Raw genomic sequence first — 25905 nt, 5'->3', positions numbered from 1 at the left:
ACCCATGAGCGAATTCAAGCGCATCCCTCCCGAGCAGGCCTTGGAGCTTCGCAAGCAAGAAGGTGCGGTCGTCGTCGACATTCGTGACTCGCAAGCCTTCGCCGCAGGCCACATTACCGGCGCCCGGCACCTGGATAACCATTCGGTTGCAGAATTCATCCGCAACGCCGACCTCGACGCCCCGACCCTGGTGGTCTGCTACCACGGCAACTCCAGCCAGAGCGCGGCCGCCTACCTGGTAGGCCAGGGCTTTTCCGACGTGTACAGCGTGGACGGCGGCTTTGAACTGTGGCGCGCTACCTACCCGGCCGAGACCGCCCAAGGCACCGCCGAATAAATATTTTCATTTTTACTGCAGCCCGCGCCACGTGCGGGCTTGCGGCTTATCTGACGAACGGTCGTTCGCAACTTCTCCGTCCCGCCGCCTTGAACTTACCGATAACCAACTATTCTTAAGCGCAGGCCATCCAGAAAAAGGGGAGAGCCGGTACACCGGCGTGCGGGTCATCGGTAGCGTTACAGGGTGTTCTGGGGGGTATACAGCAGCCGGCCAAAATCGGTTGCATGCCAGCATCAGCTGACTGATCCGGCGTCGTCTCCACGTATCGAGCGAGGTGACGTCATGAGTATTTTTAGCCACTTCCAACAACGTTTCGAGTCCACGAGCCAGGAAGAGCTCTCGCTGCAGGAGTACCTCGAGCTGTGCAAAGAGGATCGCAGTGCCTACGCATCGGCGGCCGAACGGCTGTTGCTGGCCATCGGTGAGCCAGAGCTGATCGACACCTCTACCAACTCCAGGCTGTCGCGCATCTTCTCCAACAAGGTTATCCGCCGCTATCCGGCCTTTGCCGACTTCCATGGCATGGAAGAGTGCATCGACCAGATCGTGTCTTATTTCCGCCACGCCGCCCAAGGCCTGGAAGAAAAGAAACAGATCCTCTATCTGCTGGGCCCGGTCGGCGGCGGTAAATCGTCGCTGGCCGAAAAACTCAAGCAGCTGATGGAGAAGGTACCGTTCTATGCCATCAAGGGCTCGCCGGTATTCGAGTCGCCCCTGGGGCTGTTCAACGCCACCGAAGACGGGGCCATCCTCGAGGAAGAGTTCGGCATCTCGCGGCGTTACCTGAACACCATCATGTCGCCCTGGGCCACCAAGCGCCTGCAGGAGTTCGGCGGCGACATCAGCAAGTTCAAAGTGGTCAAGCTGTACCCGTCGATCCTCAACCAGATCGCCATCGCCAAGACCGAACCGGGCGACGAGAACAACCAGGACATTTCCGCCCTGGTCGGTAAGGTCGATATCCGCAAGCTCGAAGAATTCCCGCAGAACGACGCCGATGCCTACAGCTATTCGGGCGCGTTGTGCCGGGCCAACCAGGGCCTGATGGAATTCGTCGAGATGTTCAAGGCGCCGATTAAGGTCCTGCACCCACTGCTCACGGCCACCCAGGAAGGTAACTACAACAGTACCGAGGGGCTGGGTGCCATTCCCTACACCGGCATCCTGCTGGCCCACTCCAACGAATCGGAGTGGCACACCTTCCGCAACAACAAGAACAACGAGGCGTTCATCGACCGGATCTACATCGTCAAGGTGCCGTACTGCCTGCGCGTCAGCGATGAGATCAAGATCTACGACAAGTTGCTGATCAACAGCTCGCTGGCCAAGGCCCATTGCGCGCCAGACACCCTCAAGATGCTCGCCCAGTTCACTGTACTCTCGCGCCTCAAGGAGCCAGAGAACTCCAACATCTACTCGAAGATGCGCGTCTACGATGGCGAGAACCTCAAGGACACCGATCCGAAGGCCAAGTCGATCCAGGAGTACCGGGACTCGGCAGGCGTCGACGAGGGCATGAACGGCCTGTCGACCCGTTTCGCCTTCAAGATCCTTTCCAAAGTCTTCAACTTCGACCCACACGAGATTGCGGCCAACCCGGTTCACCTGCTGTACGTGCTCGAACAGCAGATCGAGCAGGAACAGTTCCCTGCCGAAGTGCGCGAACGCTACCTGCGCTACCTGAAGGAGTACCTGGCACCGCGCTATATCGAATTCATCGGCAAGGAAATCCAGACTGCTTACCTGGAGTCCTACAGCGAATACGGCCAGAACATTTTCGACCGCTACGTGCTGTACGCCGACTTCTGGATCCAGGACCAGGAATACCGCGACCCGGAAACCGGCGAAATTCTCAACCGTATCGCCCTCAACGAAGAGTTGGAGAAGATCGAAAAACCGGCCGGCATCAGCAACCCGAAAGATTTCCGCAACGAAATCGTCAACTTCGTGCTGCGTGCCCGTGCCAACAACAACGGCAAGAACCCGAGCTGGCTCAGCTATGAAAAGCTGCGGGTGGTGATCGAGAAGAAAATGTTCTCCAACACCGAGGACCTGCTACCGGTCATCAGCTTCAACGCCAAGGCCAGCAAGGAAGACCAACAGAAGCACAACGACTTCGTCACGCGCATGGTGGAGCGTGGCTACACCGACAAACAGGTTCGTCTGCTGTCGGAATGGTACCTGCGGGTCAGGAAATCGCAATAAAGCGACAAGCTACACACTGCGCGCCCAACGCTGGCAAGCCAGCCTTGGGCGGCAGCAGCTGCCTTGCTGCCTGTAGGTGCAGCGAGCCCGTAGCTTGAAGCGTGCAGCTGTTCCCAGCTACCGGAGGGACCATGAGCTACGTTATAGACCGACGCCTGAACGGCAAGAACAAGAGCACGGTCAACCGCCAGCGCTTCCTGCGGCGGTACCGTGAACACATCAAGAAAGCCGTCGAAGAGGCGGTAAGCCGCCGTTCCATCATGGACATGGAACATGGCGAGCAAATCAGCATTCCGGGGCGCGACATCGACGAACCCGTGCTCCACCACGGTCGCGGCGGCAAACAGACCGTCGTGCACCCTGGCAACAAGGAATTCACTGCCGGCGAACATATCCCCAGGCCGCAAGGTGGTGGTGGGGGCGGCGGAGGCCGCGGCAAGGCGGGCAACTCCGGCGACGGCATGGACGACTTCGTCTTCCAGATCACCCAGGAAGAATTCCTCGAATTCATGTTCGAGGATCTCGAACTGCCCAACCTGGTCAAACGTCACCTGACCGGGACCGACACCTTCAAGACCGTGCGTGCGGGCATCGCCAACGAGGGCAACCCGTCACGCATCAATATCGTGCGCACCCTGCGCTCGGCCCATGCCCGGCGCATCGCCCTGACCGGCAGCAGCCGCGCACTGCTGCGCGAAGCACAAAAGGAACTCGACCGCCTGCGGGTCGAGGAGCCGGACAACTTCACCGATATCCAGGAAGTCGAACAGGAAATCGAACGCCTGAAGGCACGCATCAACCGCTTGCCCTTCCTCGACACCTTCGACCTCAAGTACAACCTGCTGGTCAAGCAGCCCAACCCCAGCTCCAAGGCAGTGATGTTCTGCCTGATGGACGTGTCCGGCTCCATGACCCAGGCCACCAAGGACATCGCCAAGCGCTTCTTCATCCTGTTGTACCTGTTCCTCAAGCGTAACTACGACCGCATCGAAGTGGTGTTCATCCGCCACCACACCAGCGCCCGGGAAGTCGACGAGGAAGAGTTTTTCTACTCGCGGGAAACCGGCGGCACCATCGTCTCCAGCGCGCTCAAGCTGATGCAGGAGATCATGGCCGAACGCTACCCGGCCAGTGACTGGAACATCTACGCCGCTCAGGCTTCTGACGGCGATAACTGGAACGACGACTCGCCGATCTGCCGCGAGATCCTGTCCAAGCAAATCATGCCGCACGTGCAGTACTACACTTACGTCGAGATCACCCCCCGTGAGCACCAGGCGCTGTGGTACGAATATGAACGCATCGGCGAAGCCTTCCCCGACACGTTCGCCCAGCAGCAGTTGGTATCGGCCGGCGACATCTACCCGGTCTTCCGTGAACTCTTCCAGCGCAGGTTAGCCACATGACCGCCAGAGCACAGAGACGCCAACCCATTTCCACCGGGTCCGAGTGGACGTTCGAGCTGATCCAGACCTACGACCGGGAAATCGGCCGCCTGGCCGAACGTTACGCCCTGGACACTTACCCCAACCAGATCGAGGTGATCACGGCCGAGCAGATGATGGACGCCTATGCCTCGGTCGGCATGCCTCTGGGTTACCACCACTGGTCCTACGGCAAACAGTTCCTCAGCACAGAAAAGTCCTACAGCCGTGGCCAGATGGGCCTGGCCTACGAAATCGTGATCAACTCCGACCCCTGCATCGCCTACCTGATGGAAGAAAACACCATGTGCATGCAGGCACTGGTGATTGCCCACGCCTGCTATGGCCATAACAGCTTTTTCAAAGGCAACTACCTGTTCCGCACCTGGACCGACGCCAGCTCCATTATCGATTACCTGGTGTTTGCCAAGCAGTACATCGCCCAGTGCGAAGAGCGCCACGGCATCGACGCCGTGGAAGACCTGATCGACTCCTGCCATGCCCTGATGAACTACGGCGTGGACCGCTACAAGCGCCCCTACCCCATCTCCGCAGAAGAGGAACGGCGGCGCCAGAAGGAGCGTGAGGAACACCTGCAGCGCCAGATCAACGACCTGTGGCGCACCATCCCGAAAAGCGCCGAAAGGGGCAACGAACGCGATGAGGGGCGCTTCCCCGCCGAACCACAGGAGAACATCCTGTATTTCATCGAGAAGAATGCCCCGCTGCTCGAACCCTGGCAGCGTGAAGTGGTGCGCATCGTGCGCAAGATCGCCCAGTACTTCTACCCGCAGCGCCAGACCCAAGTCATGAACGAAGGCTGGGCAACCTTCTGGCACTACACGCTGATGAACGACCTGTACGACGAGGGGCTGATCACTGAAGGCTTCATGATGGAGTTCTTGACCTCGCACACCAGCGTGGTGTTCCAGCCCGGCTTCGACAGCCCCTACTACAGCGGCATCAACCCCTACGCACTGGGCTTTGCGATGTACACCGACATCCGCCGCATGTGCGAAAACCCCACCGATGAAGATCGCCACTGGTTCCCCGACATTGCCGGCAGTGACTGGCTTTCTACCATCAAGTTTGCCATGAGCAGCTTCAAGGACGAGAGCTTCATCCTGCAGTACCTTTCGCCCAAGGTGATGCGCGACCTCAAGCTGTTCAGCATCCTCGACGACGACCAGCGCGACGACCTGCTAGTGCCCGCCATTCACGATGAAGCCGGCTACCGGGTGATTCGTGAACTGCTGGCCGCGCAGTACAACCTGGGTAACCGTGAACCGAACGTGCAGATCTGGAGCGTCGACCGTCGCGGTGACCGCTCGCTGACGCTGCGCCACCAGCAACACAACCGCAAACCGCTGGGCGACTCGACCGATGAAGTGCTCAAGCACCTGCATCGTCTGTGGGGCTTCGATATCCACCTGGAGACCGTACAGGGCGAGCAAGTGATGAAAACCCACCACATGCCACCCCGTGGCGAGCACGGCGAAAGCGCCGACTACGGGCGCATGGACCTGGCTGTCATTCACCACCTCTAGTGCTACGCCATAACTGCCGACGGGTTATCCTGTCGGCAGTTATGGAGAGCTGCACATGCACATCTACAAAGTCGGCGGCGCCGTGCGCGACCGCTTGCTCGGCCTTCCTGTCAGCGATATCGACTGGCTGGTGGTAGGCGCCACCGTTGAAGAAATGCACGCCAAGGGTTATCGGCCGGTGGGCGCTGATTTTCCGGTATTCCTGCACCCGAAAACCGGCGAGGAATATGCCTTGGCGCGCACCGAGCGCAAGAGCGGGCGCGGTTATGGCGGATTCACTTTTCACGCCAGCCCTGACGTGACACTGGAGGAAGACCTGATTCGCCGTGACCTGACCATCAACGCGATGGCCGAGGACGAGGCAGGTACGGTGTACGACCCCCACCACGGCAAAGACGATCTCGAAAGACGAATTTTACGCCACGTTTCCCCGGCATTCGCCGAAGATCCCTTGCGCGTGCTGCGCGTCGCGCGCTTTGCTGCCCGCTATGCACCGCTAGGTTTCCGGGTTGCCGAAGAGACACTTGAGCTGATGCGCCAGATCAGCGCCTCTGGCGAGCTGCAGGCGCTGACTGCAGAGCGCAGCTGGAAGGAAATCGAGCGGGCGCTGATGGAGGCACAGCCCCAGGTGTTCTTCCAGGTGCTGCGCGATTGCGACGCCCTGCAGGCCCTGCTGCCTGAGCTTGTTGACGATGCCCAGGCCCTGGCGGCTCTGGAACAGGCAGCGGCGCATGAACAGCCTCTGCACGTGCGCTGGGCGTGCCTGTTGCGCGGGCTGGCACCGGCATCGATCAAAGCCGTCAACCAGCGCCTCAAGGCCCCAAGGGATTGCCAGGAGCTGGCCTTACTGACCGGAGAGTGCCTGGCACAAGGTAATCAGGCGCTGGAGCTGCCAGCCACGGCGCTACTGGAGCTGTTGCAGAAGTTCGATGTTTACCGACGGCCGCAGCGGTTCGAGGATTTTGTGGTCGCTTGCGAGATGGCGGCGCTAGGTGATGGCCAGCCAGGTTATCCACAGGCCGATTACCTGCGTGGCGCAGCAGCAGCGGCGCGAGCGGTGGATGTGAAACCGTTGGTGCAGGCTGGGCTGACTGGGCAGGCACTGGGCGAAGCGCTCAAGGCTGAGCGGCTGAAAGCGCTTGAGGCTTACCAACTCGACTGACCATACCGGCCTCTTCGCGGCTAAAGCCGCTCCCACAGGTACAACGTGGGCCAGAAACCTGCGTAGTACTTGTGGGAGCGGCTTTAGCCGCAAAAGGGCCGGAACAGGCTTAAGCGGGTGTCAGCTGCAACCCACGCCACTCGAAGGCGACCGGGGCCAGTACCTGGTCAATCTGTGCCTCTTGCCACAACCGGGCCATGCTCTTGCCTGCCCCCGGATGCACCAGCTCAGGCGCCAGCAACGACAGCGGCCACAGCACAAACGCGTTCTTCAGGATCTCGGCCCGGGGTAACACCAGCCCATCGAAGGTGCCGTGCAGATCGTCATACATCAGCACATCGATATCCAGCGGCAGCCCTATGCGGTCCGGCGCGTAACGGCCATTTTCGGCCTCGATGAACTTCAGCCGACGGTCCAGTTCGATCAGCGGCAGTGCGGTTTGCCCGGTCACCACGAAATTGATGAACGGCCCGCTCTTGATCCCCACCGGCTGGCTTTCGAACACCGGCGAGCAGCGCATGTCGGTGAGGATGCCCGCCAACGCATCGAGCCCGGCGCACAAGTGCGCCTCACGGTCGATGTTGCTGCCAAGGCCAAGGTAAACCGTGCTCAGAGACATCCGCGCTCGATCTCCACGCCAACACCGCCACGGGCAGCCGGCACCGCACCCGGCTTGGTCAGTTTCAACCGCACCCAGGGGATATGGAATTCTTCCATCAAGGTTGCCACCAGGCGCTCGGCAAAGGTCTCCACCAACTCGAAACGGGCCTGCTCGGCAAACGCCTGGATGCGTGCCGAGACACTGGCGTAGTCCAGCGCCAGGTTCAGGTCGTCACCCGCTGCGGCCGGGCGGTTGTCCCAGGCAAAGCTCAGGTCCAGGCGCAAGCACTGGCGAATATCCCGCTCCCAGTCATAGGCACCGATGACGGTATCGACTTCCAGGCCTTCGATGAACACTCTGTCCAAGCACTTCTCTCCACAGCACGACAAGGGCGACTGGCGCCGTTAGAATCAGGGCGTCCTCGCCCGGAATAGTTAGCATGTTTTGGTTACTGGCGTTGCTCGCCTACCTGCTCGGCTCACTGTCCTTCGCCATTCTCCTCAGCCGCCTTTCGGGCAGCCCGGACCCGCGTTCCAGTGGTTCAGGCAATGCCGGCGCTACCAACATGCTACGCCTGGCAGGCCGTAAACTGGCGATCCTGACCCTGCTTGGCGACCTGTGCAAGGGCCTTTTGCCGGTATTGCTCGCCCGCGTTGCCGGGCTGGACCTGCACGCGCAAGCCTGGGTGGGCGTGTGCGCGGTGCTGGGCCACCTGTTCCCCCTGTACTTCCGCTTCCGGGGTGGCAAGGGCGTGGCGACGGCTGCCGGCATGCTCATGGGCCTGTATTTCCCGGCCGCGCTGCTGGCCATCGGCGCCTGGCTGCTGACGTTCTACCTCACTCGCACCAGCTCGCTGGCGGCGCTGATTGCCACGCCGCTGACCTTGCCATTGCTGGCCTGGCGCGAGCCCGAAGCACTCCTGCCGATCACCGTGCTGACCGTGATGATCGTGTGGCGCCACCGCAACAACCTGCGCGACCTGTTCGCCGGGCGCGAACGGCACTTCTGAGCGTTCGGCTTCACACGTTACAGCGGCGGCAACTGCTCCATCGGCCAGCGCGCCTGCACGCTAATCGCCAGGTCCTGGTGCTGCCCCGCCAACAGGCGCTGGCAACCGGCGTATGCGATCATCGCGCCGTTGTCGGTACAGAACTGCGGGCGCGCGTAGTACACGTTGCCCTTGATGCTGCCGAGCATGTCTTCGAGGGACGCGCGCAAAGCCTTGTTGGCACTCACACCACCCGCGATGACCAGGCGCTTGAGGCCGGTCTGCTTGAGCGCCCGCTTGCACTTGATGGTCAAAGTCTCCACCACCGCCTGCTGGAATGCCAGGGACAGGTCGCAACGGGTTTGCTCACTGTCGTCGCCAGCGTTCTTGCATTGCTGCCAGGTGTTGAGGGCGAAGGTCTTGAGGCCGCTGAAGCTGAATTCCAGGCCCGGGCGGTCGGTCATCGGCCGCGGGAACACGAAGCGACCAGGAACACCCTGCTCGGCCAGGCGCGCGATTTCCGGGCCGCCGGGGTAGTTGAGGCCGATCAGCTTGGCGGTCTTGTCGAACGCTTCGCCGGCGGCATCGTCCAGGCTTTCGCCCAGCAGTTCGTACTGACCGATGCCATCGACGCGTACCAGCTGGGTGTGTCCGCCTGAAACCAACAAAGCGACGAACGGAAACTCAGGTGGGTTTTCTTCCAGCATGGGCGCCAGCAAGTGGCCTTCCATGTGGTGCACGCCAATCGCCGGAATGTCCCAGGCAAAGGCCAGCGCCTGTGCGCAGGAGGCGCCCACCAGCAATGCGCCGACCAGGCCAGGACCCGCGGTGTAGGCAATGGCGTCGATCTCGGTGGCGACGCAGCCCGCCTCCTCCAGCACCTGGCGAATGAGCGGCAACATGCGCTTCACGTGGTCACGCGAGGCAAGCTCGGGCACCACACCGCCAAACACGCGATGCAGGTCGATCTGGCTGAACAGTGCGTCGGCCAACAAGCCGCGCTCACTGTCGTATAATGCGACGCCAGTTTCGTCGCAGGATGTTTCCAATCCCAGTACTAGCATGGGTTCGTCCCTTGTGGGGGCTGAATTCGAAGGCGCGCATGATAGTCCCCGTGTCGGATGCCGACCAGCGGTTTTCGATCAGAGGCTTTGCATTCCGGCTTGCTAAGGGTTAACATCCGCAACCCTTGAAAACCGACGTTCTCCAGCACACCTTTGTTTTGCCAGGAGCACGTCTACCCCGGTAATGAATTAAGGTAGCCCTGGATGCCAGCCGTCAAAGTTAAAGAGAACGAACCCTTCGACGTAGCTCTGCGTCGTTTCAAGCGCTCCTGCGAAAAAGCCGGTGTACTGGCTGAAGTTCGTAGCCGCGAGTTTTACGAGAAGCCGACCGCCGAGCGTAAGCGCAAAGCAGCTGCTGCTGTTAAGCGTCACGCCAAGAAAGTACAGCGCGAACAGCGCCGCGCCGTTCGTCTGTACTAATACAGACGTTCTACGCAAAGCTTCTGCCCTGCCCGGCTAACCGCCGGGTGATGGCAGCGGTCGTTTCAAGCTTGAGCAGCTAGCTCAAGGCCCCGCACAAGCTTCACGCGAAGTGCACAGGGGCAACCTGCCTGAAACGTCAGAGCTGGTCTTTCTTGCTGTATGACCAGACGTGCACGTCCGACTGACGGGCCCTTAGGGGCTGGCGACGAGCACACATTCCCTCGCACCTCCCCAAGCATCACCTGCCCCATTCGGCGCGTGAGCGATTAGACTTGCCAGTTGCCAGATGACGAGACTGCCATGGCCGGGCTGATTCCCCAGAGTTTCATTGACGACCTGATCAACCGCCTCGACATCGTCGACGTGGTGAGTTCGCGCGTCCAGCTGAAAAAAACCGGCAAAAACTACTCGGCCTGCTGCCCGTTCCACAAAGAGAAGACACCTTCCTTCACGGTCAGCCCCGACAAACAGTTCTACTACTGTTTCGGCTGCGGCGCCGGCGGCAACGCCCTGGGCTTCGTCATGGACCACGACAACCTGGACTTCCCCCAGGCTGTCGAAGAACTGGCCCGCGCCGCTGGCATGGAAGTGCCCCGCGAGCAAGGCCGCCGCGACCAGAAGCCTCGCCAGCCAACCGACTCGCCGCTGTACCCGCTGCTGGACGCCGCCTCGGAGTTCTACCGCCAGGCCCTGCGCAGCCACCCGACCCGCAAGGCCGCGGTGGACTATCTCAAGGGCCGCGGCCTGTCCGGGGAGATCGCTCGCGATTTCTGCCTGGGCTTCGCCCCGCCCGGCTGGGACAACCTGCTCAAGCACCTGGGTGCTGACGCCCTGCAGCAAAAGGTGATGATCGATGCCGGCCTGCTGATCGAAAACGCCGAAAGCGGCAAGCGCTACGACCGTTTCCGCGACCGGGTGATGTTCCCCATTCGCGACAGCCGCGGGCGCATCATCGCCTTCGGCGGCCGGGTACTGGGCGACGACAAGCCCAAGTACCTGAACTCCCCGGAAACCCCGGTGTTCCACAAGGGCCAGGAACTGTACGGGCTGTATGAGGCGCGCAAGCACAACCGCAACCTCGACGAAATCATCGTCGTCGAGGGCTACATGGACGTCATCGCTCTGGCTCAACAGGGCCTGCGCAATGCCGTGGCTACCCTTGGCACCGCCACCAGCGAAGAGCACCTCAAGCGCCTGTTCCGGGTAGTGCCCAGCGTGCTGTTCTGCTTCGACGGTGACCAGGCCGGGCGCAAGGCTGCATGGCGTGCGCTGGAGTCGACCCTGTCGAACCTGCAGGACGGCCGCCGCGCGCGCTTCCTGTTCCTGCCCGAAGGCGAAGACCCGGACAGCCTGGTGCGCGCCGAAGGCACCGATGCCTTCAGGGCCCGCATCAACCAGCACGCCCAGCCACTGGCCGACTACTTCTTCGAGCAACTGGGCGTTGAAGCAGACCCGCGATCGCTGGAAGGCAAGGCGCACATGGCGACCCTGGCAGCACCGTTGATCGAAAAGATCCCTGGTGCCAACCTGCGCCAACTGATGCGCAACCGCCTGAAGGAAATCACCGGCCTGGACCCGCAGCAGGTCGAGCAACTGGCCCAACAAGCGCCAGCGGCCAGCAGCGTGCCGGACTACGACCCTGGCTACGACTACGACGCGATGGCCAGCTATACCCCTGACTACGGCGACATGCCGCAGCACGACTTCGCCCCCGCTCAGCAGGAGCAGGCGTGGAAGCCCAACAAGGGCGGGGGCAAAAAGCAGTGGAGCGACAAACCCTGGGACAAGAACCGCAAAGGCGGCAAGCCCTGGCAGCAACGAGATGAAGCGCCACCGCGCGTACCAGCCCCGGTCGAGCCGCCTACCCTGGCCGCCCTGCGCACCCTGCTGCACCACCCGTTGCTGGCCGGCAAGGTGGAAGATGCCAGCCACTTTGCCGACGAAGAACACCTGTACAGCCAGCTGCTGGTGTCATTGATCGAAGCCGCACAGAAAAATCCTGGGCTAAGCTCAATGCAGTTGATCGCACGCTGGCATGGCACCGAGCAGGGCCGCCTGCTGCGGGCCCTGGCGGAAAAGGAATGGCTGATCGTAGCCGACAACCTTGAACAACAGTTTTTCGACACTATAACTAGCTTGTCCGCCCGCCAACGCGAGCGCAGCCTGGAACAACTGCTCAGGAAATCACGTCAAAGTGAGTTGACCAGCGAGGAAAAAACCCAGCTCCTCGCCCTGCTGAGCCGGAATGTTCCCGCACAAACGCCGACCTCATCTGGCGCGTGAGGCCCATGCTCGGGTATAATCCTCGGCTTGTTTTTTGCCCGCCAAGACCTTCAGTGGATAGGGTGTTATGTCCGGAAAAGCGCAACAGCAGTCTCGTATCAAAGAGTTGATCACCCGCGGTCGTGAGCAGGGCTACCTGACTTACGCGGAGGTCAACGACCACCTGCCTGAGGATATTTCAGATCCTGAACAGGTGGAAGACATCATCCGCATGATCAACGACATGGGGATCAACGTATTCGAGAGTGCTCCGGATGCGGATGCCCTTCTGTTGGCGGAAGCCGACACCGACGAAGCCGCGGCCGAAGAAGCCGCTGCTGCGTTGGCGGCAGTTGAAACCGATATCGGCCGCACGACCGACCCGGTGCGCATGTACATGCGTGAAATGGGTACCGTCGAGCTTCTGACCCGCGAAGGCGAGATCGAAATCGCCAAGCGTATCGAGGAAGGCATCCGTGAAGTCATGGGCGCCATCGCTCACTTCCCGGGCACTGTCGATTACATACTCGGCGAATATGACCGCGTCACCACCGAGGGCGGCCGTCTGTCGGACGTGCTCAGCGGTTACATCGATCCTGACGACAACATCGCCGCGCCGACCGAAGAGGTGCCGATCCCTGGCGCCAAGGCCGCAGCTGCGAAGGAAGAGTCTGACGACGAAGAGGAAGAAGCCGAGAGCAGTGACGACGAGGAAGAGACCGAGAGCGGTCCGGACCCGGTAGTCGCAGCCCAACGTTTCGGTGCGGTATCCGACCAGCTTCAGGCGACCTTCAAGGTTGTGAAGAAGCACGGTCGTGCCCACAAGGAAAGCATCGCGGCCCTGCAAGCCCTCGCCGACCTGTTCATGCCGATCAAGCTGGTACCCAAGCAGTTCGAGGTCCTGGTAGAGCGTGTTCGTGATGCCCTGAACCGTCTGCGTCAGCAAGAGCGCGCCATCATGCAGCTGTGCGTGCGTGATGCCCGCATGCCGCGTGCCGACTTCCTGCGCATGTTCCCGAGCAACGAAACCGACCAGACCTGGAGCGGTGACCTGGCCAAGCGCAACACCAAATGGGCTGCCGCCCTGGGTGAAAAGGACGCCGCCATCGTCGCTTGCCAGCAGAAGCTGATCGACCTTGAGACCGAAACCGGCCTGACCGTTGCCGAGATCAAGGACATCAACCGTCGCATGTCGATCGGTGAAGCGAAGGCCCGTCGCGCCAAGAAAGAAATGGTCGAGGCGAACCTGCGTCTGGTGATCTCCATCGCCAAGAAGTACACCAACCGTGGCCTGCAGTTCCTCGACCTGATCCAGGAAGGCAACATCGGCTTGATGAAAGCGGTGGACAAGTTCGAATACCGTCGCGGCTACAAGTTCTCGACCTACGCCACCTGGTGGATCCGTCAGGCGATCACCCGTTCGATCGCCGACCAGGCACGCACCATCCGTATTCCGGTGCACATGATCGAGACGATCAACAAGCTCAACCGTATTTCCCGCCAGATGCTGCAGGAAATGGGGCGCGAACCGACCCCGGAAGAGCTGGGCGAGCGCATGGAAATGCCTGAGGACAAGATCCGCAAGGTACTGAAGATCGCCAAAGAGCCGATCTCCATGGAAACCCCGATCGGTGACGACGAGGATTCGCACCTGGGCGACTTCATCGAGGACTCGACCATGCAGTCCCCGATCGACGTGGCCACGGTCGAAAGCCTCAAGGAAGCCACCCGTGACGTGCTCTCGGGCCTGACTGCACGCGAAGCCAAGGTGCTGCGCATGCGCTTCGGTATCGACATGAACACCGACCACACCCTCGAAGAGGTGGGCAAGCAGTTTGACGTAACGCGTGAGCGGATCCGTCAGATCGAAGCGAAGGCGTTGCGCAAACTGCGCCACCCGACTCGCAGCGAGCATCTGCGCTCCTTCCTCGACGAGTGATGACAAAACCCCGGCCCAGGCCGGGGTTTTTCTTTTCTGTCTTTTGAAACACTCGCGGTCCCTTTAGGGCAGCCTTGTGCTGCGAAGAGGCCATCCGGGTCACCGTACACCTGCGCCCATACCGGCCCTTTCGCAGCACAAGGCCGCTCCTACACGTATCTCGCTTACCCCACGCTTGCGCAATGCCCGTCTACACTCGACGTCAGACCCCAAAAATGCGAGGCCGCTATGCCGCTCATGCCGGCCATTCTGCTGCTGCTCCTGATTTTGTGGAACACAACGGCCGGCGCCCTGACCCTGACAGACGAGGAGAAAGCCTGGCTGGCTGCCCACCAACAGCTGAGCCTGGGCGTAGACGCCTCTTGGCCACCGTTCGAGTTTCGCGACCAGGAGGGCCGGTACCAGGGATTGGCCGCCGATTACATCGCCGCGATCCAGCAACGCCTGGGCGTGACGCTCAAACCGGTCGAGCCCAGCAGCTGGACCGAGGTACTGGCGCAAGCGCGGGAAAACCGCATCGACCTGCTGCCCGGTATCATGTCCACCCCCGAACGCCAAGGCTACCTGGCCTTCACCCGCCCGTACCTCGACTTCCCCATCGTCATCCTCGCCCACAAAGGCGGCGCACAACCGCGCAAACTGGACGACCTGTACGGCCTGAAGATAGCCGTGGTCGAAAACTACGCCCCGCACGAACTGCTGCGTACGCACCACCCCGACCTCAACCTGGTGGCACTGCCCAATGTGAGCTCCACCTTGCAGGCCTTGGCCACCGATCAGGTGGACGCCGTGGTCGGCGACCTCGCTTCAAGCATCTGGAGCCTGCGCCAGCTCAAGCTCGATGGGCTCTACGTCAGTGGCGAAACGCCCTACCGCTACCAGTTGGCCATGGCCGCACCACGCGACAACAAAGTGCTGGTGGGCATTCTGGACAAAGTCATGGCCGACATGAGCAGCGGCGAAGTCAGCCAGATCCAGCAGCGCTGGGTGGGTAATGTGGTCGACCAACGGATGTTCTGGTCTGACCTGCTGGTGTATGGCCTGCCAACGGTGCTGTTACTGATGGCCGTGCTGGCCGTGGTGATCCGTATCAACCGTCGGCTCAGCTCGGAAATTTCCCGGCGTATCGCACTGGAGCAGGAGCTGCGCAGCAGCGAGTACCACTACCGCGGCCTGGTCGAGAGCCTGTCCGCCATCGCCTGGGAAGCCGATGCCAACGACTTCACCTACAGCTACGTCTCCCCACATGCCGAAGACCTGCTTGGCTACCCGCTGAGCGACTGGCTCAGGCCGGGCTTCTGGCGCAGCATCCTGCACCCGGAGGACGCCCTCTGGGCCCAGGCCTACTGCGACAGCGAAACCGCAGCCGGACGCGACCATAGCCTGGACTATCGGGTAATCCGGGCTGACGGCCAGCCCCTGTGGGTACGCAATATTGTCAGCATGATCGAACACGGCCACCAGCCGGTGATGCGCGGGCTGATGATCGACATCAGCGAAACCAAGCGTACCGAGGACGCCCTGCGCCTTTCCGAACAAAAGTTTGCCTCGGTGTTCCAGCAGTGCCCCGACATTCTGCTGATCGCCCGCCACAGTGACGGCTGCCTGCTGGAGGTGAACGAAGCCTTCGAAGAGCAGATCGGCCTGACCGCGGGACAGGTGCTTGGCCGCAGCGCTACGGATCTGCACCTGTGGGGTGTCGAAGGCTCCGGCCCGCCGCTGCTTGAGCGCCTGCACCAAGGCGGCATCCGCAACCTGGAAATGAGCTTCCGGCGCAGCAATGGCCAACTGTTCACCGGCCTCACCTCGGCCGAAACCTTCGAACTCGACGGCACACCTGCGCTGGTGGTGGCGGTGCGCGACATCAGCCAGCTCAAGGAAACCCAGGGGCAGTTGCAAACCTCGGAAGAGAAATTCGCCAAGGCCTTCCACGCTTCGCCCGACGGCCTGCTGCTGTCGCGCCAGAGCGACGGTTTGCTGCTTGAGGTGAACGAAGGCTTCTGCCGCCTCACAGGCTACGACCTCAACCCGACCATCGACCAGACCTCGCTTGACCTGGGTATCTGGGTCGACCTCAACGAACGCAAACGCATGGTCGACCAGCTCAACCGTGACGGTTTCGTGCGTGACTTCACCTGTCACATCCGCCGCAGCGACGGGCAGATCCGCCTGTGCGAGCTCTCCGCCAGGCCCCTGCCGATTGCCGGCGTCGACTGCATGCTGACCATCGCCCGCGACATCACCGAGCGCCACCTGATGCAGGAAAAACTGCAGCTGGCCGCCACCGTGTTCGAGAACACTGCCGAAGGCGTGCTGATCACCGACATCGACCAACGCATCAGTGCCGTCAACCGCGCCTTCAGCGAAATAACCGGCTACAGCGAGATCGAAGCCCTCGGCCAGACCCCGCGCCTGCTCGCCTCCGGCCAGCACGACAGCGCCTTCTATGCCGCCATGTGGCACCAGCTTACTGCCGAGGGCCACTGGCAAGGTGAGATCTACAACAAGCGCAAGAACGGCGAACTGTACCCCAGCTGGCTGACCATCAGTGCGGTGCGCAACAACGAACGCGAGATCACCCACTTCGTTGCCGTGTTCGCCGATATTTCCAGCCTCAAGCACGCCCAGGCCAAGCTCGACTACCAGGCCCACCACGACCCGCTGACCGGCCTGCCGAACCGTGCCTTGTTCGAGAACCGCCTGCAGGCCGTGCTCACTTGCGCCCAGGTGTCCAACCGCCAGGGCGCGGTGCTGTTCCTTGACCTCGACCGCTTCAAGCACATCAACGACAGCCTTGGCCACCCGGTCGGCGACCTGCTGCTCAAAGGCATCGCCCAGCGCCTGAAAGAACAGGTGCGGGACGTCGACACCGTGGCCCGCCTGGGCGGCGACGAGTTCATCATCCTGCTGCCCGGCCTGCACAAGCCCAGTGACGCCAGCACCATCGCCAACAAGCTGCTGGCCTGCTTTGTCGCCCCGTTCCAGGCTGGTGAGCACGAGTTCTTCACCAGCGCCAGCATCGGCATCAGCCTGTATCCGCAGGACGGCACCGACGTGGCCACGCTGATCCGCAACGCCGACGCTGCCATGTACCGCTCCAAAGCCAAGGGCCGCAACCGCGTTGAAGCCTACACCCGCGACCTGACCGCCCAGGCCAGCGAGCGCATCGCCCTGGAGCACGAGCTGCGCCGTGCCGTCGAACGCAACGAAATGAGCCTGTGCTTCCAGCCCAAGCTCAGCCTCAAGACGCAGAGCCTGGTCGGCGCAGAGGCGCTGATCCGGTGGAGCCACCCGACCTTTGGTGAAGTGCCTCCGGAGCACTTTATCCACCTGGCGGAGGAGAACGGCACCATCCTCCAGCTCGGCGACTGGGTACTGGAACAAGCCTGCCGGCAGATGCAGGCCTGGAAGCAGCACTACGAACCCTTCGGCCCATTGTCGATCAACCTCGCCGGCGCCCAGCTACGCCAGCCACACCTGGCCCGGCGCATCGAACAGTTGCTCAAGCACTACCAGCTCAAGGCGGGTGACCTGCAACTGGAGATCACCGAAAACTTCATCATGAGCCAGGCGGAAGAAGCACTGGCCGTGCTGTACCAGCTGAAAAAACTGGGCGTGCAGCTGGCCATCGACGACTTTGGCACCGGCTATTCATCGCTCAGCTATCTCAAGCGCCTGCCGCTGGACATTCTCAAGATCGACAAGTCGTTCATCCGCGGCCTGCCCGACGACCCCCACGACGCCGCCATCGCCCGTGCGATCATTGCCCTGGGCCGCAGCATGCAACTGACCATCATTGCCGAGGGCGTGGAAAACCAGGCTCAGCAACGCTTCCTGGCGGCCGAGGGCTGCGAGCAGATCCAGGGCTACATCGTCAGCCTGCCGCTGCCGCCAGGCGAGTTCGCCGCAACGTTTCTTCGCATAGCACTATCGGATCTTTCAGATGGCACAGGTGCGAAACCCTCGTTATAATCCGGCCACTTACTGAGGGCCTATAGCTCAGTTGGTTAGAGCAGAGGACTCATAATCCTTTGGTCCACGGTTCAAGTCCGTGTGGGCCCACCAAATACGAAAGCCGCGCAAATGCGCGGCTTTTTCGTTCTCGCGTCTTGCCTCCAAGGCTCTCCAAGACCACGCCACTCTCACTAAGTGCTCCCTGCAAAAACTGCCGGTGAAGCAGCTTGGCGAAAATCCATTCCGGCATCCGCGCGCCGAGGGCGACAGCAGCGGCCCACACAAATTGTTACCAATTCAAAAATACTCTTTTCCAGCCTGCTTGATTTATCCGGTCCGTACAGCGCTTTAAACTAAAAACAACGCCAACATGCTCTACCCGGCATCGGGTATCGAACGCCTCGTCAAACTTTGTTTTAAACCACCACGGAACACCACCGTGCTTACCTGCAGCCAGGATCATTGGCATGCCTTCAATCGCACTGACGTCCATGGCGAACTTTGCCTTTGGCGCAAGCGTGCACCGCGTTCTAGTACGCACCACCTGCAACAACTGAAAACGGCCTACTTCCTGGCCTGCTTGCTCGCACCCTGAGGGAACAGCCATGTACTCACCAACTGAGCTTACACAACTATGACGGATGACAATTGTTCCAACGCCGGGAGGCGCTCGTTAAGCAATGCCGCGCGACTGCTTTTTTCGCTACTTGTAATGGGTGTAGCGGTGGCATTGATTTACGGCGGCTCCAAACTTCTGGCACTGGGCGGTTCAAGTTACTACTTGCTAGCGGGACTTGCCTACGCTGTGCTGGCCTTACTGGTATTCCTGCGCAAGCGCATCAGCATTGTAATTTCCGTCCTGATATTCCTTGCTACCTGCGCCTGGGCATTTTACGAGGTGGGCCAGTTCAGCTATTGGCAACTGCTGCCCCGCCTGGTCGTTCCGGCCATCATCCTGACCCTGAGCCTGTGGGTGGGTGCTGCGCTGCCCAACACCGCGTCGGCCAAACGCCGAGCTGCCAATCGCTGCGGCTTTGCCGTGTTTCTGGCATTGATCGCCACGTTCGTCGCTGCCTTCTTCCCGCATGGCGGCATTTCGAACCCGATCGCAGCAGCCAGCCAGCCAAAGGCGGCAATCTCCACAGCCCCGGAAAACTGGGAGTTCTTCGGGCGTAACGCCTCGGGGACCCGCTTTGCCCCCTACACCCAAATCACCCCGGAAAACGTGAAGGACCTGCAAGTTGCCTGGACCTACCGCACCGGCCGCAGAACCACGGGTGCAGGTGCTGGTGTCGACGAGAACACGCCTTTGCAGATCGGCAACGTCCTGTACTCGTGTACACCGGAAAACCTGATCACTGCGCTTGATGGCGATAGCGGCAAACCCCTCTGGAAGTTCGACCCTCACGCCAAAAGCGCAGAGCACGTAACTTGCCGTGGCGTGGGCTATTACGACATTGATAGCGACAACAGCCTGAGCGCCGAGGTAAAAGCCTCTCACGCCAGCGAGCAGCAATGCCGCCAGCGCATCCTGGTGTCGTCGGTCGATGCCCGGCTGTTTGCCCTGGATGCACACACCGGCACCCTGTGCCCCAACTTCGGCGAGGCCGGTTACGTTGATCTCAAGAAAGGCATGGGGCCAACGGAAAACAGCAAGCGCTACCACCCTACCTCTCTGCCGGTAGTCATGGGCCACCTCACGGTGGTGGGTGGTTGGGTGCGTGACATCGTTGCCGGCGAGCCTTCCGGTGCCGTGCGCGCATTCGATGTGCTGACCGGTGCGCTGGTATGGGCCTGGGATGTCGGTGCCCCCGATGGCGCGGACACAGCCGCGGCTGACCATCAGTTCGCGCTTGAAACACCAAACGTATGGACCATTCCCACCTACGACAAGGAACTGAACCTGGTCTACCTGCCCACCGGTAATGGCCCACCTGACTATTGGGGCGGCGACCGCAACCAGGTAAAAGAAAAGTTCGGTACAGCCATTGTCGCGGTCGACGCTTCGACAGGTAAGGCCAAGTGGGTTTACCAGACCGTCCATCATGATGTCTGGGACTACGACCTGCCTTCGCAACCCGTGCTTTACGAGATGAAGAACGCACAAGGGGTGAAGACCCCGGTGCTGATCCAGACCACCAAGACCGGCCATATCTTCGTGCTGGACCGCCGCACTGGCGAGCCAGTCACTGAAGTGCAGGAGCGCCCTGTTCCGACTTCACCGGCCGCAGAAGGCGAGCACCTGTCACCGACCCAACCTTATTCGACTGGCATGCCAGTAATTGGCGCAGACCCTCTGACAGAACAGTCGATGTGGGGCGTATCCACGTTCGACCAGCTCTACTGCCGCATCATGTTCAAGGACTCGGTGTACGTCGGCCCGTTCACGCCGCCTACTGAAAAGCCGTACATCGAATGGCCCGGGCTGTTGGGTGGCATGAACTGGGGTGGCATTTCGATTGATGAAAACACCGGCATGATGTTCGTCAATGACATGCGCATGCCGCTGCGCATGTCGTTGGTGACCAAGGAAAACACCCGCAAATACAAAGTGTCGACCGATGAGGTACCTGGCTTCATGGGCACTATCCGCCCACAGGTCGCGGGTATCTACGGCGGTGTGAAAATCGACATCCTCCAGTCTCCGCTGGGCGTACCTTGCAATACACCACCCTTTGGCAGCATGAGCGCCATTGACCTCAATACCCAGAAGCTGGTGTGGCAGGTGCCACTGGGCACGGTTCAGGATACCGGGCCCCTCGGGATCAAGACACACATGCAGATCCCGCTGGGTATGCCGACACTTGGCGGCCCAACCTCGACTGCATCGGGCTTGGTGTTCTTCGCTGGCACCCAGGATTACTACCTGCGCGCCCTCGATTCGGCCACCGGCAAGGAAGTGTGGAAGGCCCGCTTGCCAGTAGGTGCCGTAGCAGCACCGCTGATCTACAAGTCCCCCGCCACCGGCAAGCAGTATGTGGTGATCTCTGCGGGCGGCATGAGCCATTCGCCAGATGTGGGCGATTACATCATCGCCTACGCCCTGCCTGACAGCATCAAGCCGTAACGGCTCGTTGCATGACGAAAAATCCCCGCTCGCGGGGATTTTTTTCTGCCAATGGCCCATCACGCAAACGCCTGAACCGCTCAACCATTTCTCAAGCAAGGGAGCCCGCCCAAAATGTCATTACCCTTCCGCGCCGCGCTGACCAGCAGCCTGTGCAGCGGTTTGTCTCTCTGCCTTCTGCCTGTGTCCTGCGCACTGGCCGATACTGCCAGCCTGATGACCCAACCTACACTCACCGGCAACTGGGGTGGGCAGCGCCAGAAGCTGGCAGACCAGGGCATAAAGCTGACGGGCGACTACACCTCGGAAACCCTTTCCAACCTGCATGGCGGCATCAAGCGCGGTACCCGCTATGCACAACAGATACGTTTGGGCGCTCAGTTCGACTTGAGCAAACTGCTCGACATTCCAGATGCCGGACGCGTGCAATTGCTGATCAACGATCGCCGCGGCCATAGCGCCACGGAAGACCTGATTGGCAATCGCATGTCCGCGCAAGAAATATACGGGGGCGAATACACCCGGCTGACGGAACTGAGTTACCAGCGCAATCTCTTTTCGCCCGACCTGTCCGCCAAAGTCGGCTACATGGTCATGGGTACCGAGTTCGGCGGCATGCCGATCCTGGCCAACTTTGTCAGTGCCGGTTTTTGTGCACATCCGCTTACCATGTCCAGCGGCAGTGGCTGGGGCAACTACCCGACAGCACACTGGGGTGGCGAGTTGCGCTATGACGTAAACCCGTCGCTAACGCTGCAAACGGCATTGTTCCAGGTAAACCCGGATTACAACGCTCGCGTCTCCAAAGCGTTCGCCATGCCCAGCAACGGCACCACGGGCGCGATCCTGCCACTGGAGGCGATCTTCAATAACCGTGCATTTCTCGATGGCCAGTACAAAGTTGGCTGGTACTACGACACATCCGACTACCCCAGGATTGGCGGCACTGGCAAAAGCAGCAGCCGCACCGGCGCTTACCTGCTGGTCGACCAGGCAATCTGGCGTGATGAACAGGACCCGGCCAGTGTCCTGAGGTTGTTCGGGCAAGCCGCCACCAGTAATGCCGCAACCTCGCCAATGCGCCGCTGGTACTCGCTGGGCCTGGTCAAACAGAAGCCGTTTGCCAGCCGCCCGCATGACACCATTTCTTTCGGCTATGGCCGCGCCGTCATCAATCCACGTACGCGGGATGCGCAGGAAGCTGCTGCCCCCAAAGAAGACTTTGCCGTAGTTGCCGGCCTCGACAGCGCAGAGCAAGTGCTGGAACTCAACTACGGTGCACAAGTAACACCGTGGCTGCTGCTGCGCCCCGACCTTCAGTACTACATCGAGCCAGGGGCTTTCTTTGGCAAACAAAGAGGCAATGCGCTGGCGGCGGGTTTGCAGGTCAAGATGACCTTCTGACAGGCCGCATCTCGACCTGCCGCAGGTTGTAGAACGTCATGCCAGCCGGAATATCCCGCGTAACCAGCGCCATGGCGCCAATCACCACGTCGTCGCCAATGTCGATGCGGTCGGCAACGATGCAACTGTTGGCGCCCATGCCGTTGTAGGAGCGCGTCGGATTGTTCAGCTATGCCCGGGCCTTGCCCTGATTGGCACTCGCTGGCTAGGCTAGCAGGCCAACCGTAGAGACTCGCCATGTCGGATTCCCGCTCCATCACGCTGGATGAAATCGATCGCCAGCTGATCGCCCTGCTGCAAATCAACGCCCGCGAAAGCGTCGCCACCCTCGCGCGCCAGCTGGGCATCGCCCGTACCACCGTCAACTCGCGCCTGGAACGGCTGGAGAAGAACAAGGTCATCTCAGGCTATGGCGTGCGCTTGGGTCAGAGTGTGATAGGTGGCGGGCTGCAAGCGTACGTGGGGATCAAGGTGCAGCCGCGCTCCGGGAAGGAAGTGGTACGTCGCCTGAGTGCCATGGGCCAGGTGCAGCAGCTGTGTGCGGTAAGCGGCGAATTCGACTATGTGGCCTGGCTGCGTACAGACTCGCCCGAACAACTGGACCAGCTGCTCGACCAGATCGGCAGTGTCGACGGGGTGGAGAAGACCACCACGTCGATCATTCTCAGCAGCAAGGTGGATCGCGGTCAGCCAATCTGATTGGAACACGTGGCACCTCTGTCATTACTCGTCATAATTGATCTTCTACTAGTAAATATGACGACATAAGCTACATTCAGACACCAGTCTGAACCTTAATTACGAACGCCCTACTCCCTAAAATGACCGCCAGGCATCTCCTATACTCAGGCTCCGCTCCCTGCGCAGCCTCTCTGGCAAGGTCACTTCATGAACAAGAAAAACCGCCACCCCGCCGACGGCAAGCAGCCCATCACCATCTTTGGCCCGGACTTCCCCTTCGCCTTCGACGACTGGCTGGAACACCCCGCAGGCCTGGGCAGCATTCCAGCAGATCGCCAGGGTGAAGAAGTGGCCATCGTGGGTGCCGGTATCGCCGGACTGGTGGCGGCTTACGAGCTGATGAAGCTGGGCTTGAAGCCGGTGGTGTACGAGGCGTCCAAGCTGGGTGGCCGGCTGCGTTCGCAGGCTTTCAATGGCACCGACGGGATCATCGCCGAACTCGGCGGCATGCGTTTCCCTGTGTCGTCCACTGCGTTCTATCACTATGTGGATAAGCTGGGCCTGGAGACCAAGCCCTTCCCCAACCCGCTGACCCCGGCCTCGGGCAGCACGGTGATCGACCTGGAAGGCCAGACCTATTACGCGGAAAAAACCTCCGACCTGCCCACGCTGTTCCACGAAGTCGCCGACGCCTGGGCCGATGCGCTGGAAAGTGGCGCCCAGTTTGCCGACATCCAGCAAGCCATCCGCGACCGCGATGTACCGCGCCTGAAAGAACTGTGGAACAAGCTGGTGCCCCTGTGGGATGACCGCACCTTCTACGACTTCGTGGCCACCTCGCGCTCGTTCGCCAAACTGAGCTTCCAGCACCGCGAAGTGTTCGGCCAGGTCGGCTTTGGCACCGGCGGATGGGACTCGGACTTCCCCAACTCGATGCTGGAAATCTTCCGCGTGGTGATGACCAACTGCGACGACCACCAGCACCTGGTCGTCGGCGGTGTGGAGCAGGTGCCGCAAGGTATCTGGCGCCATGTGCCGGAGCGCTGCGCCCACTGGCCGGAGGGCACCAGCCTGAGCGGCCTGCATGGCGGCGCGCCGCGCACCGGGGTCAAGCGCATTGCGCGTGCTGCCGATGGCCGCCTGGCGGTCACCGACAACTGGGGCGACACCCGGCACTACGGCGCCGTGCTCGCCACCTGCCAGACCTGGCTGCTGACCACCCAGATAGACTGCGAGGAATCGCTGTTCTCGCAAAAAATGTGGATGGCCCTGGACCGCACCCGCTACATGCAGTCGTCGAAGACATTCGTCATGGTCGACCGGCCGTTCTGGAAGGACAAAGACCCGCAAACCGGCCGCGACCTGATGAGCATGACCCTCACCGACCGCCTCACCCGCGGCACCTACCTGTTCGACAACGGCGACGACAAGCCGGGGGTGATCTGCCTGTCCTACGCCTGGATGAGCGACGCGCTGAAGATGCTGCCGCACCCGGTGGAAAAGCGCGTGCAGCTGGCCTTGGATGCGCTGAAGAAGATCTACCCCAAGACCGATATCGCCGGGCACATCATCGGCGACCCGATCACCATTTCCTGGGAGGCCGACCCGCACTTCCTCGGCGCCTTCAAGGGCGCACTGCCGGGCCACTACCGCTATAACCAGCGCATGTACGCGCACTTCATGCAGCAGGACATGCCTGCCGAGCAGCGCGGCATGTTCATCGCCGGTGACGACGTGTCGTGGACCCCGGCGTGGGTGGAAGGCGCGGTGCAGACGTCGCTGAATGCGGTGTGGGGTATCATGAACCACTTCGGTGGCCAGACCCACCCGGACAACCCCGGCCCGGGCGATGTGTTTGACGAGATCGGCCCGATCGCCCTGGCAGACTGATACAAGGAGGCACCATGCGCATTGCTCTGTTCCAGGGCGCCCCCCAGCCATTGGACGTGCCCGGCAACCTGCAACGGCTGCGCCACCAGGCGCAGCTGGCAGCCGAACGCGGCGCTCAGCTGCTGGTGTGCCCGGAAATGTTCCTGACCGGCTACAACATCGGCCTGGCCCAGGTCGAGCGGCTGGCCGAAGCCGACGATGGCCCGGCGGCGATGGACGTGGTGGAAATAGCCCAGGCGCACCGCATCGCGATCGTCTATGGCTACCCCGAGCGTGGTGATGATGGGGCGATCTACAACAGTGTGCAGTTGATCGACGCGCACGGGCGCAGCCTGTGCAACTACCGCAAGACTCACCTGTTCGGTGAGCTGGACCGCGCGATGTTCAGCGCCGGCCCAGACCACTTCCCGGTGGTGGAACTGGACGGCTGGAAAGTCGGCCTGCTGATCTGTTACGACATCGAGTTCCCGGAGAACGCCCGACGCCTGGCGCTGGGTGGTGCCGAACTGATCCTGGTGCCGACGGCGAACATGGCCCCGTACGACTTCGTCTGCCAGGTGACCGTGAGGGCGCGGGCGCAGGAAAACCAGTGCTACCTGGTGTATGCCAATTATTGCGGCTCGGAAGACGAGATCCAGTATTGCGGGCAGAGCAGCATCATCGGCCCGGATGGCAGCTTGCTGGCCATGGGTGGGCGGGATGAATGCCTGCTGCTGGCGGAGCTGGAGCATGAACAGGTGGTGCAGGGGCGGGAGGCATTTCCTTACCTGACAGACCTGCGCCAGGAACTGCACCTGCGTAAGGGCTGACAGGGGCCGCGGTGCGGCCCAATCGCCGGCAAGCCAGCTCCCACAGGTACTCTACAGTCTTCAAATCTGTGGTGATCCAGCCCCCCCAGGTACCCCAGAGTTTTCAGATCTGTGGTGATCCAGTTCCCACAGGTACCCCACAGTT

19 protein-coding genes, 1 tRNA gene and 1 pseudogene are annotated in these 25905 nt (G+C 61.3%); 16 read left to right on the top strand and 5 right to left on the bottom strand.

Going from position 1 to position 25905, the window contains the following annotated elements; genetic code table 11:
- The first annotated feature begins 4 nt into the window (after positions 1 to 4).
- The 5 genes from glpE (at position 5) to ACN6NG_RS01940 (ending at position 6678) form a co-directional block, all read left to right on the top strand.
- Positions 5 to 337 carry a thiosulfate sulfurtransferase GlpE gene (glpE, locus tag ACN6NG_RS01960; RefSeq protein ID WP_063424406.1) on the top strand — a complete coding sequence of 111 codons (333 nt, stop codon included), beginning with the start codon at positions 5 to 7 and terminating at the stop codon, positions 335 to 337.
- Between the two features lie 285 nt (positions 338 to 622).
- Complete coding sequence (locus tag ACN6NG_RS01955; protein ID WP_474312847.1) at positions 623 to 2545, top strand: PrkA family serine protein kinase; 1923 nt, start codon at positions 623 to 625, stop codon at positions 2543 to 2545.
- A gap of 131 nt (positions 2546 to 2676) precedes the next feature.
- Entirely contained in the window at positions 2677 to 3951 is a 1275-nt protein-coding gene (locus ACN6NG_RS01950; protein WP_016497702.1) for a YeaH/YhbH family protein, read from the top strand.
- Positions 3948 to 5516, top strand: coding sequence for a SpoVR family protein (locus tag ACN6NG_RS01945; protein WP_043202470.1), 1569 nt, complete (start codon positions 3948 to 3950; stop codon positions 5514 to 5516). Before ACN6NG_RS01950 ends, ACN6NG_RS01945 begins: the two co-directional genes overlap by 4 nt.
- Positions 5517 to 5571: 55 nt before the next feature.
- A complete protein-coding gene (locus ACN6NG_RS01940; protein WP_063424404.1) occupies positions 5572 to 6678 on the top strand; it encodes a multifunctional CCA addition/repair protein in 1107 nt (368 codons plus the stop codon).
- Between the two features lie 109 nt (positions 6679 to 6787).
- On the opposite strand, the gene folK is transcribed toward ACN6NG_RS01940, so the two are convergent.
- Both folK and folB read right to left on the bottom strand, forming a co-directional pair.
- Positions 6788 to 7297, bottom strand: coding sequence for a 2-amino-4-hydroxy-6-hydroxymethyldihydropteridine diphosphokinase (folK, locus tag ACN6NG_RS01935; RefSeq protein ID WP_353456140.1), 510 nt, complete (start codon positions 7295 to 7297; stop codon positions 6788 to 6790).
- Complete coding sequence (folB, locus tag ACN6NG_RS01930; protein ID WP_004375185.1) at positions 7288 to 7644, bottom strand: dihydroneopterin aldolase; 357 nt, start codon at positions 7642 to 7644, stop codon at positions 7288 to 7290. The genes folK and folB overlap by 10 nt, the downstream gene beginning before the upstream one ends.
- A 74-nt stretch (positions 7645 to 7718) precedes the next feature.
- On the opposite strand from folB, the gene plsY reads away from it, so the two are divergent.
- A complete protein-coding gene (plsY, locus tag ACN6NG_RS01925; RefSeq protein WP_016497698.1) occupies positions 7719 to 8288 on the top strand; it encodes a glycerol-3-phosphate 1-O-acyltransferase PlsY in 570 nt (189 codons plus the stop codon).
- Between the two features lie 17 nt (positions 8289 to 8305).
- Here the strand turns inward: plsY and tsaD are convergent, their stop codons facing one another.
- Entirely contained in the window at positions 8306 to 9331 is a 1026-nt protein-coding gene (gene tsaD, locus ACN6NG_RS01920) for a tRNA (adenosine(37)-N6)-threonylcarbamoyltransferase complex transferase subunit TsaD (RefSeq protein ID WP_016497697.1), read from the bottom strand.
- A 204-nt stretch (positions 9332 to 9535) separates the two neighbouring features.
- Between tsaD and rpsU the strand changes: the two genes are divergently transcribed.
- The 5 genes from rpsU (at position 9536) to ACN6NG_RS01895 (ending at position 18020) form a co-directional block, all read left to right on the top strand.
- The gene (gene rpsU, locus ACN6NG_RS01915; RefSeq protein WP_003255575.1) at positions 9536 to 9751 is read left to right on the top strand and encodes a 30S ribosomal protein S21; all 216 of its coding nucleotides are present in this window, start codon (positions 9536 to 9538) and stop codon (positions 9749 to 9751) included.
- A gap of 303 nt (positions 9752 to 10054) precedes the next feature.
- Positions 10055 to 12037: a DNA primase gene (dnaG, locus tag ACN6NG_RS01910; protein WP_059394950.1), complete on the top strand. Its 1983-nt coding sequence runs from the start codon at positions 10055 to 10057 to the stop codon at positions 12035 to 12037.
- A 67-nt stretch (positions 12038 to 12104) separates the two neighbouring features.
- Positions 12105 to 13955 (top strand): RNA polymerase sigma factor RpoD, encoded by a 1851-nt coding sequence (rpoD, locus tag ACN6NG_RS01905; protein WP_016497695.1) that lies wholly within the window; start codon positions 12105 to 12107, stop codon positions 13953 to 13955.
- Positions 13956 to 14183: 228 nt separating this feature from the next.
- Positions 14184 to 17927 (top strand): bifunctional diguanylate cyclase/phosphodiesterase, encoded by a 3744-nt coding sequence (locus ACN6NG_RS01900; RefSeq protein ID WP_197898045.1) that lies wholly within the window; start codon positions 14184 to 14186, stop codon positions 17925 to 17927.
- A gap of 16 nt (positions 17928 to 17943) precedes the next feature.
- Positions 17944 to 18020: transfer RNA gene (locus tag ACN6NG_RS01895), tRNA-Ile, on the top strand.
- Between the two features lie 178 nt (positions 18021 to 18198).
- Here the strand turns inward: ACN6NG_RS01895 and ACN6NG_RS01890 are convergent.
- Complete coding sequence (locus tag ACN6NG_RS01890) at positions 18199 to 18402, bottom strand: hypothetical protein (RefSeq protein WP_353456142.1); 204 nt, start codon at positions 18400 to 18402, stop codon at positions 18199 to 18201.
- 219 nt (positions 18403 to 18621) lie between these two features.
- Here ACN6NG_RS01890 and ACN6NG_RS01885 point away from each other — a divergent pair, with 219 nt between their 5' ends.
- Both ACN6NG_RS01885 and ACN6NG_RS01880 read left to right on the top strand, forming a co-directional pair.
- Complete coding sequence (locus tag ACN6NG_RS01885) at positions 18622 to 20976, top strand: membrane-bound PQQ-dependent dehydrogenase, glucose/quinate/shikimate family (protein WP_353456143.1); 2355 nt, start codon at positions 18622 to 18624, stop codon at positions 20974 to 20976.
- 114 nt (positions 20977 to 21090) lie between these two features.
- A complete protein-coding gene (locus ACN6NG_RS01880) occupies positions 21091 to 22380 on the top strand; it encodes a carbohydrate porin (protein ID WP_063424399.1) in 1290 nt (429 codons plus the stop codon).
- Here ACN6NG_RS01880 and ACN6NG_RS01875 read toward each other — a convergent pair.
- Positions 22364 to 22519, bottom strand: a pseudogene (locus ACN6NG_RS01875) (LbetaH domain-containing protein); the annotation flags it as partial. The gene ACN6NG_RS01880 and the pseudogene ACN6NG_RS01875 sit on opposite strands and share 17 nt — an antisense overlap.
- 98 nt (positions 22520 to 22617) lie before the next feature.
- On the opposite strand from ACN6NG_RS01875, the gene ACN6NG_RS01870 reads away from it, so the two are divergent.
- The 3 genes from ACN6NG_RS01870 (at position 22618) to ACN6NG_RS01860 (ending at position 25760) form a co-directional block, all read left to right on the top strand.
- Positions 22618 to 23079 carry an Lrp/AsnC family transcriptional regulator gene (locus ACN6NG_RS01870; protein ID WP_019471265.1) on the top strand — a complete coding sequence of 154 codons (462 nt, stop codon included), beginning with the start codon at positions 22618 to 22620 and terminating at the stop codon, positions 23077 to 23079.
- Positions 23080 to 23268: 189 nt separating this feature from the next.
- A complete protein-coding gene (locus tag ACN6NG_RS01865) occupies positions 23269 to 24951 on the top strand; it encodes a flavin monoamine oxidase family protein (RefSeq protein WP_049276104.1) in 1683 nt (560 codons plus the stop codon).
- A 14-nt stretch (positions 24952 to 24965) separates the two neighbouring features.
- Positions 24966 to 25760, top strand: a complete 795-nt coding sequence (locus ACN6NG_RS01860) for a carbon-nitrogen hydrolase family protein (RefSeq protein ID WP_063424398.1) — start codon at positions 24966 to 24968, stop codon at positions 25758 to 25760.
- The last annotated feature ends 145 nt before the right edge of the window (positions 25761 to 25905 follow it).

It is taken from the genome of Pseudomonas sp. TSO6, assembly GCF_056098905.1.
The sequence above is the reverse complement of the archived record's forward strand: the minus strand, read 5'-3'. Positions and strand labels throughout refer to the sequence as shown.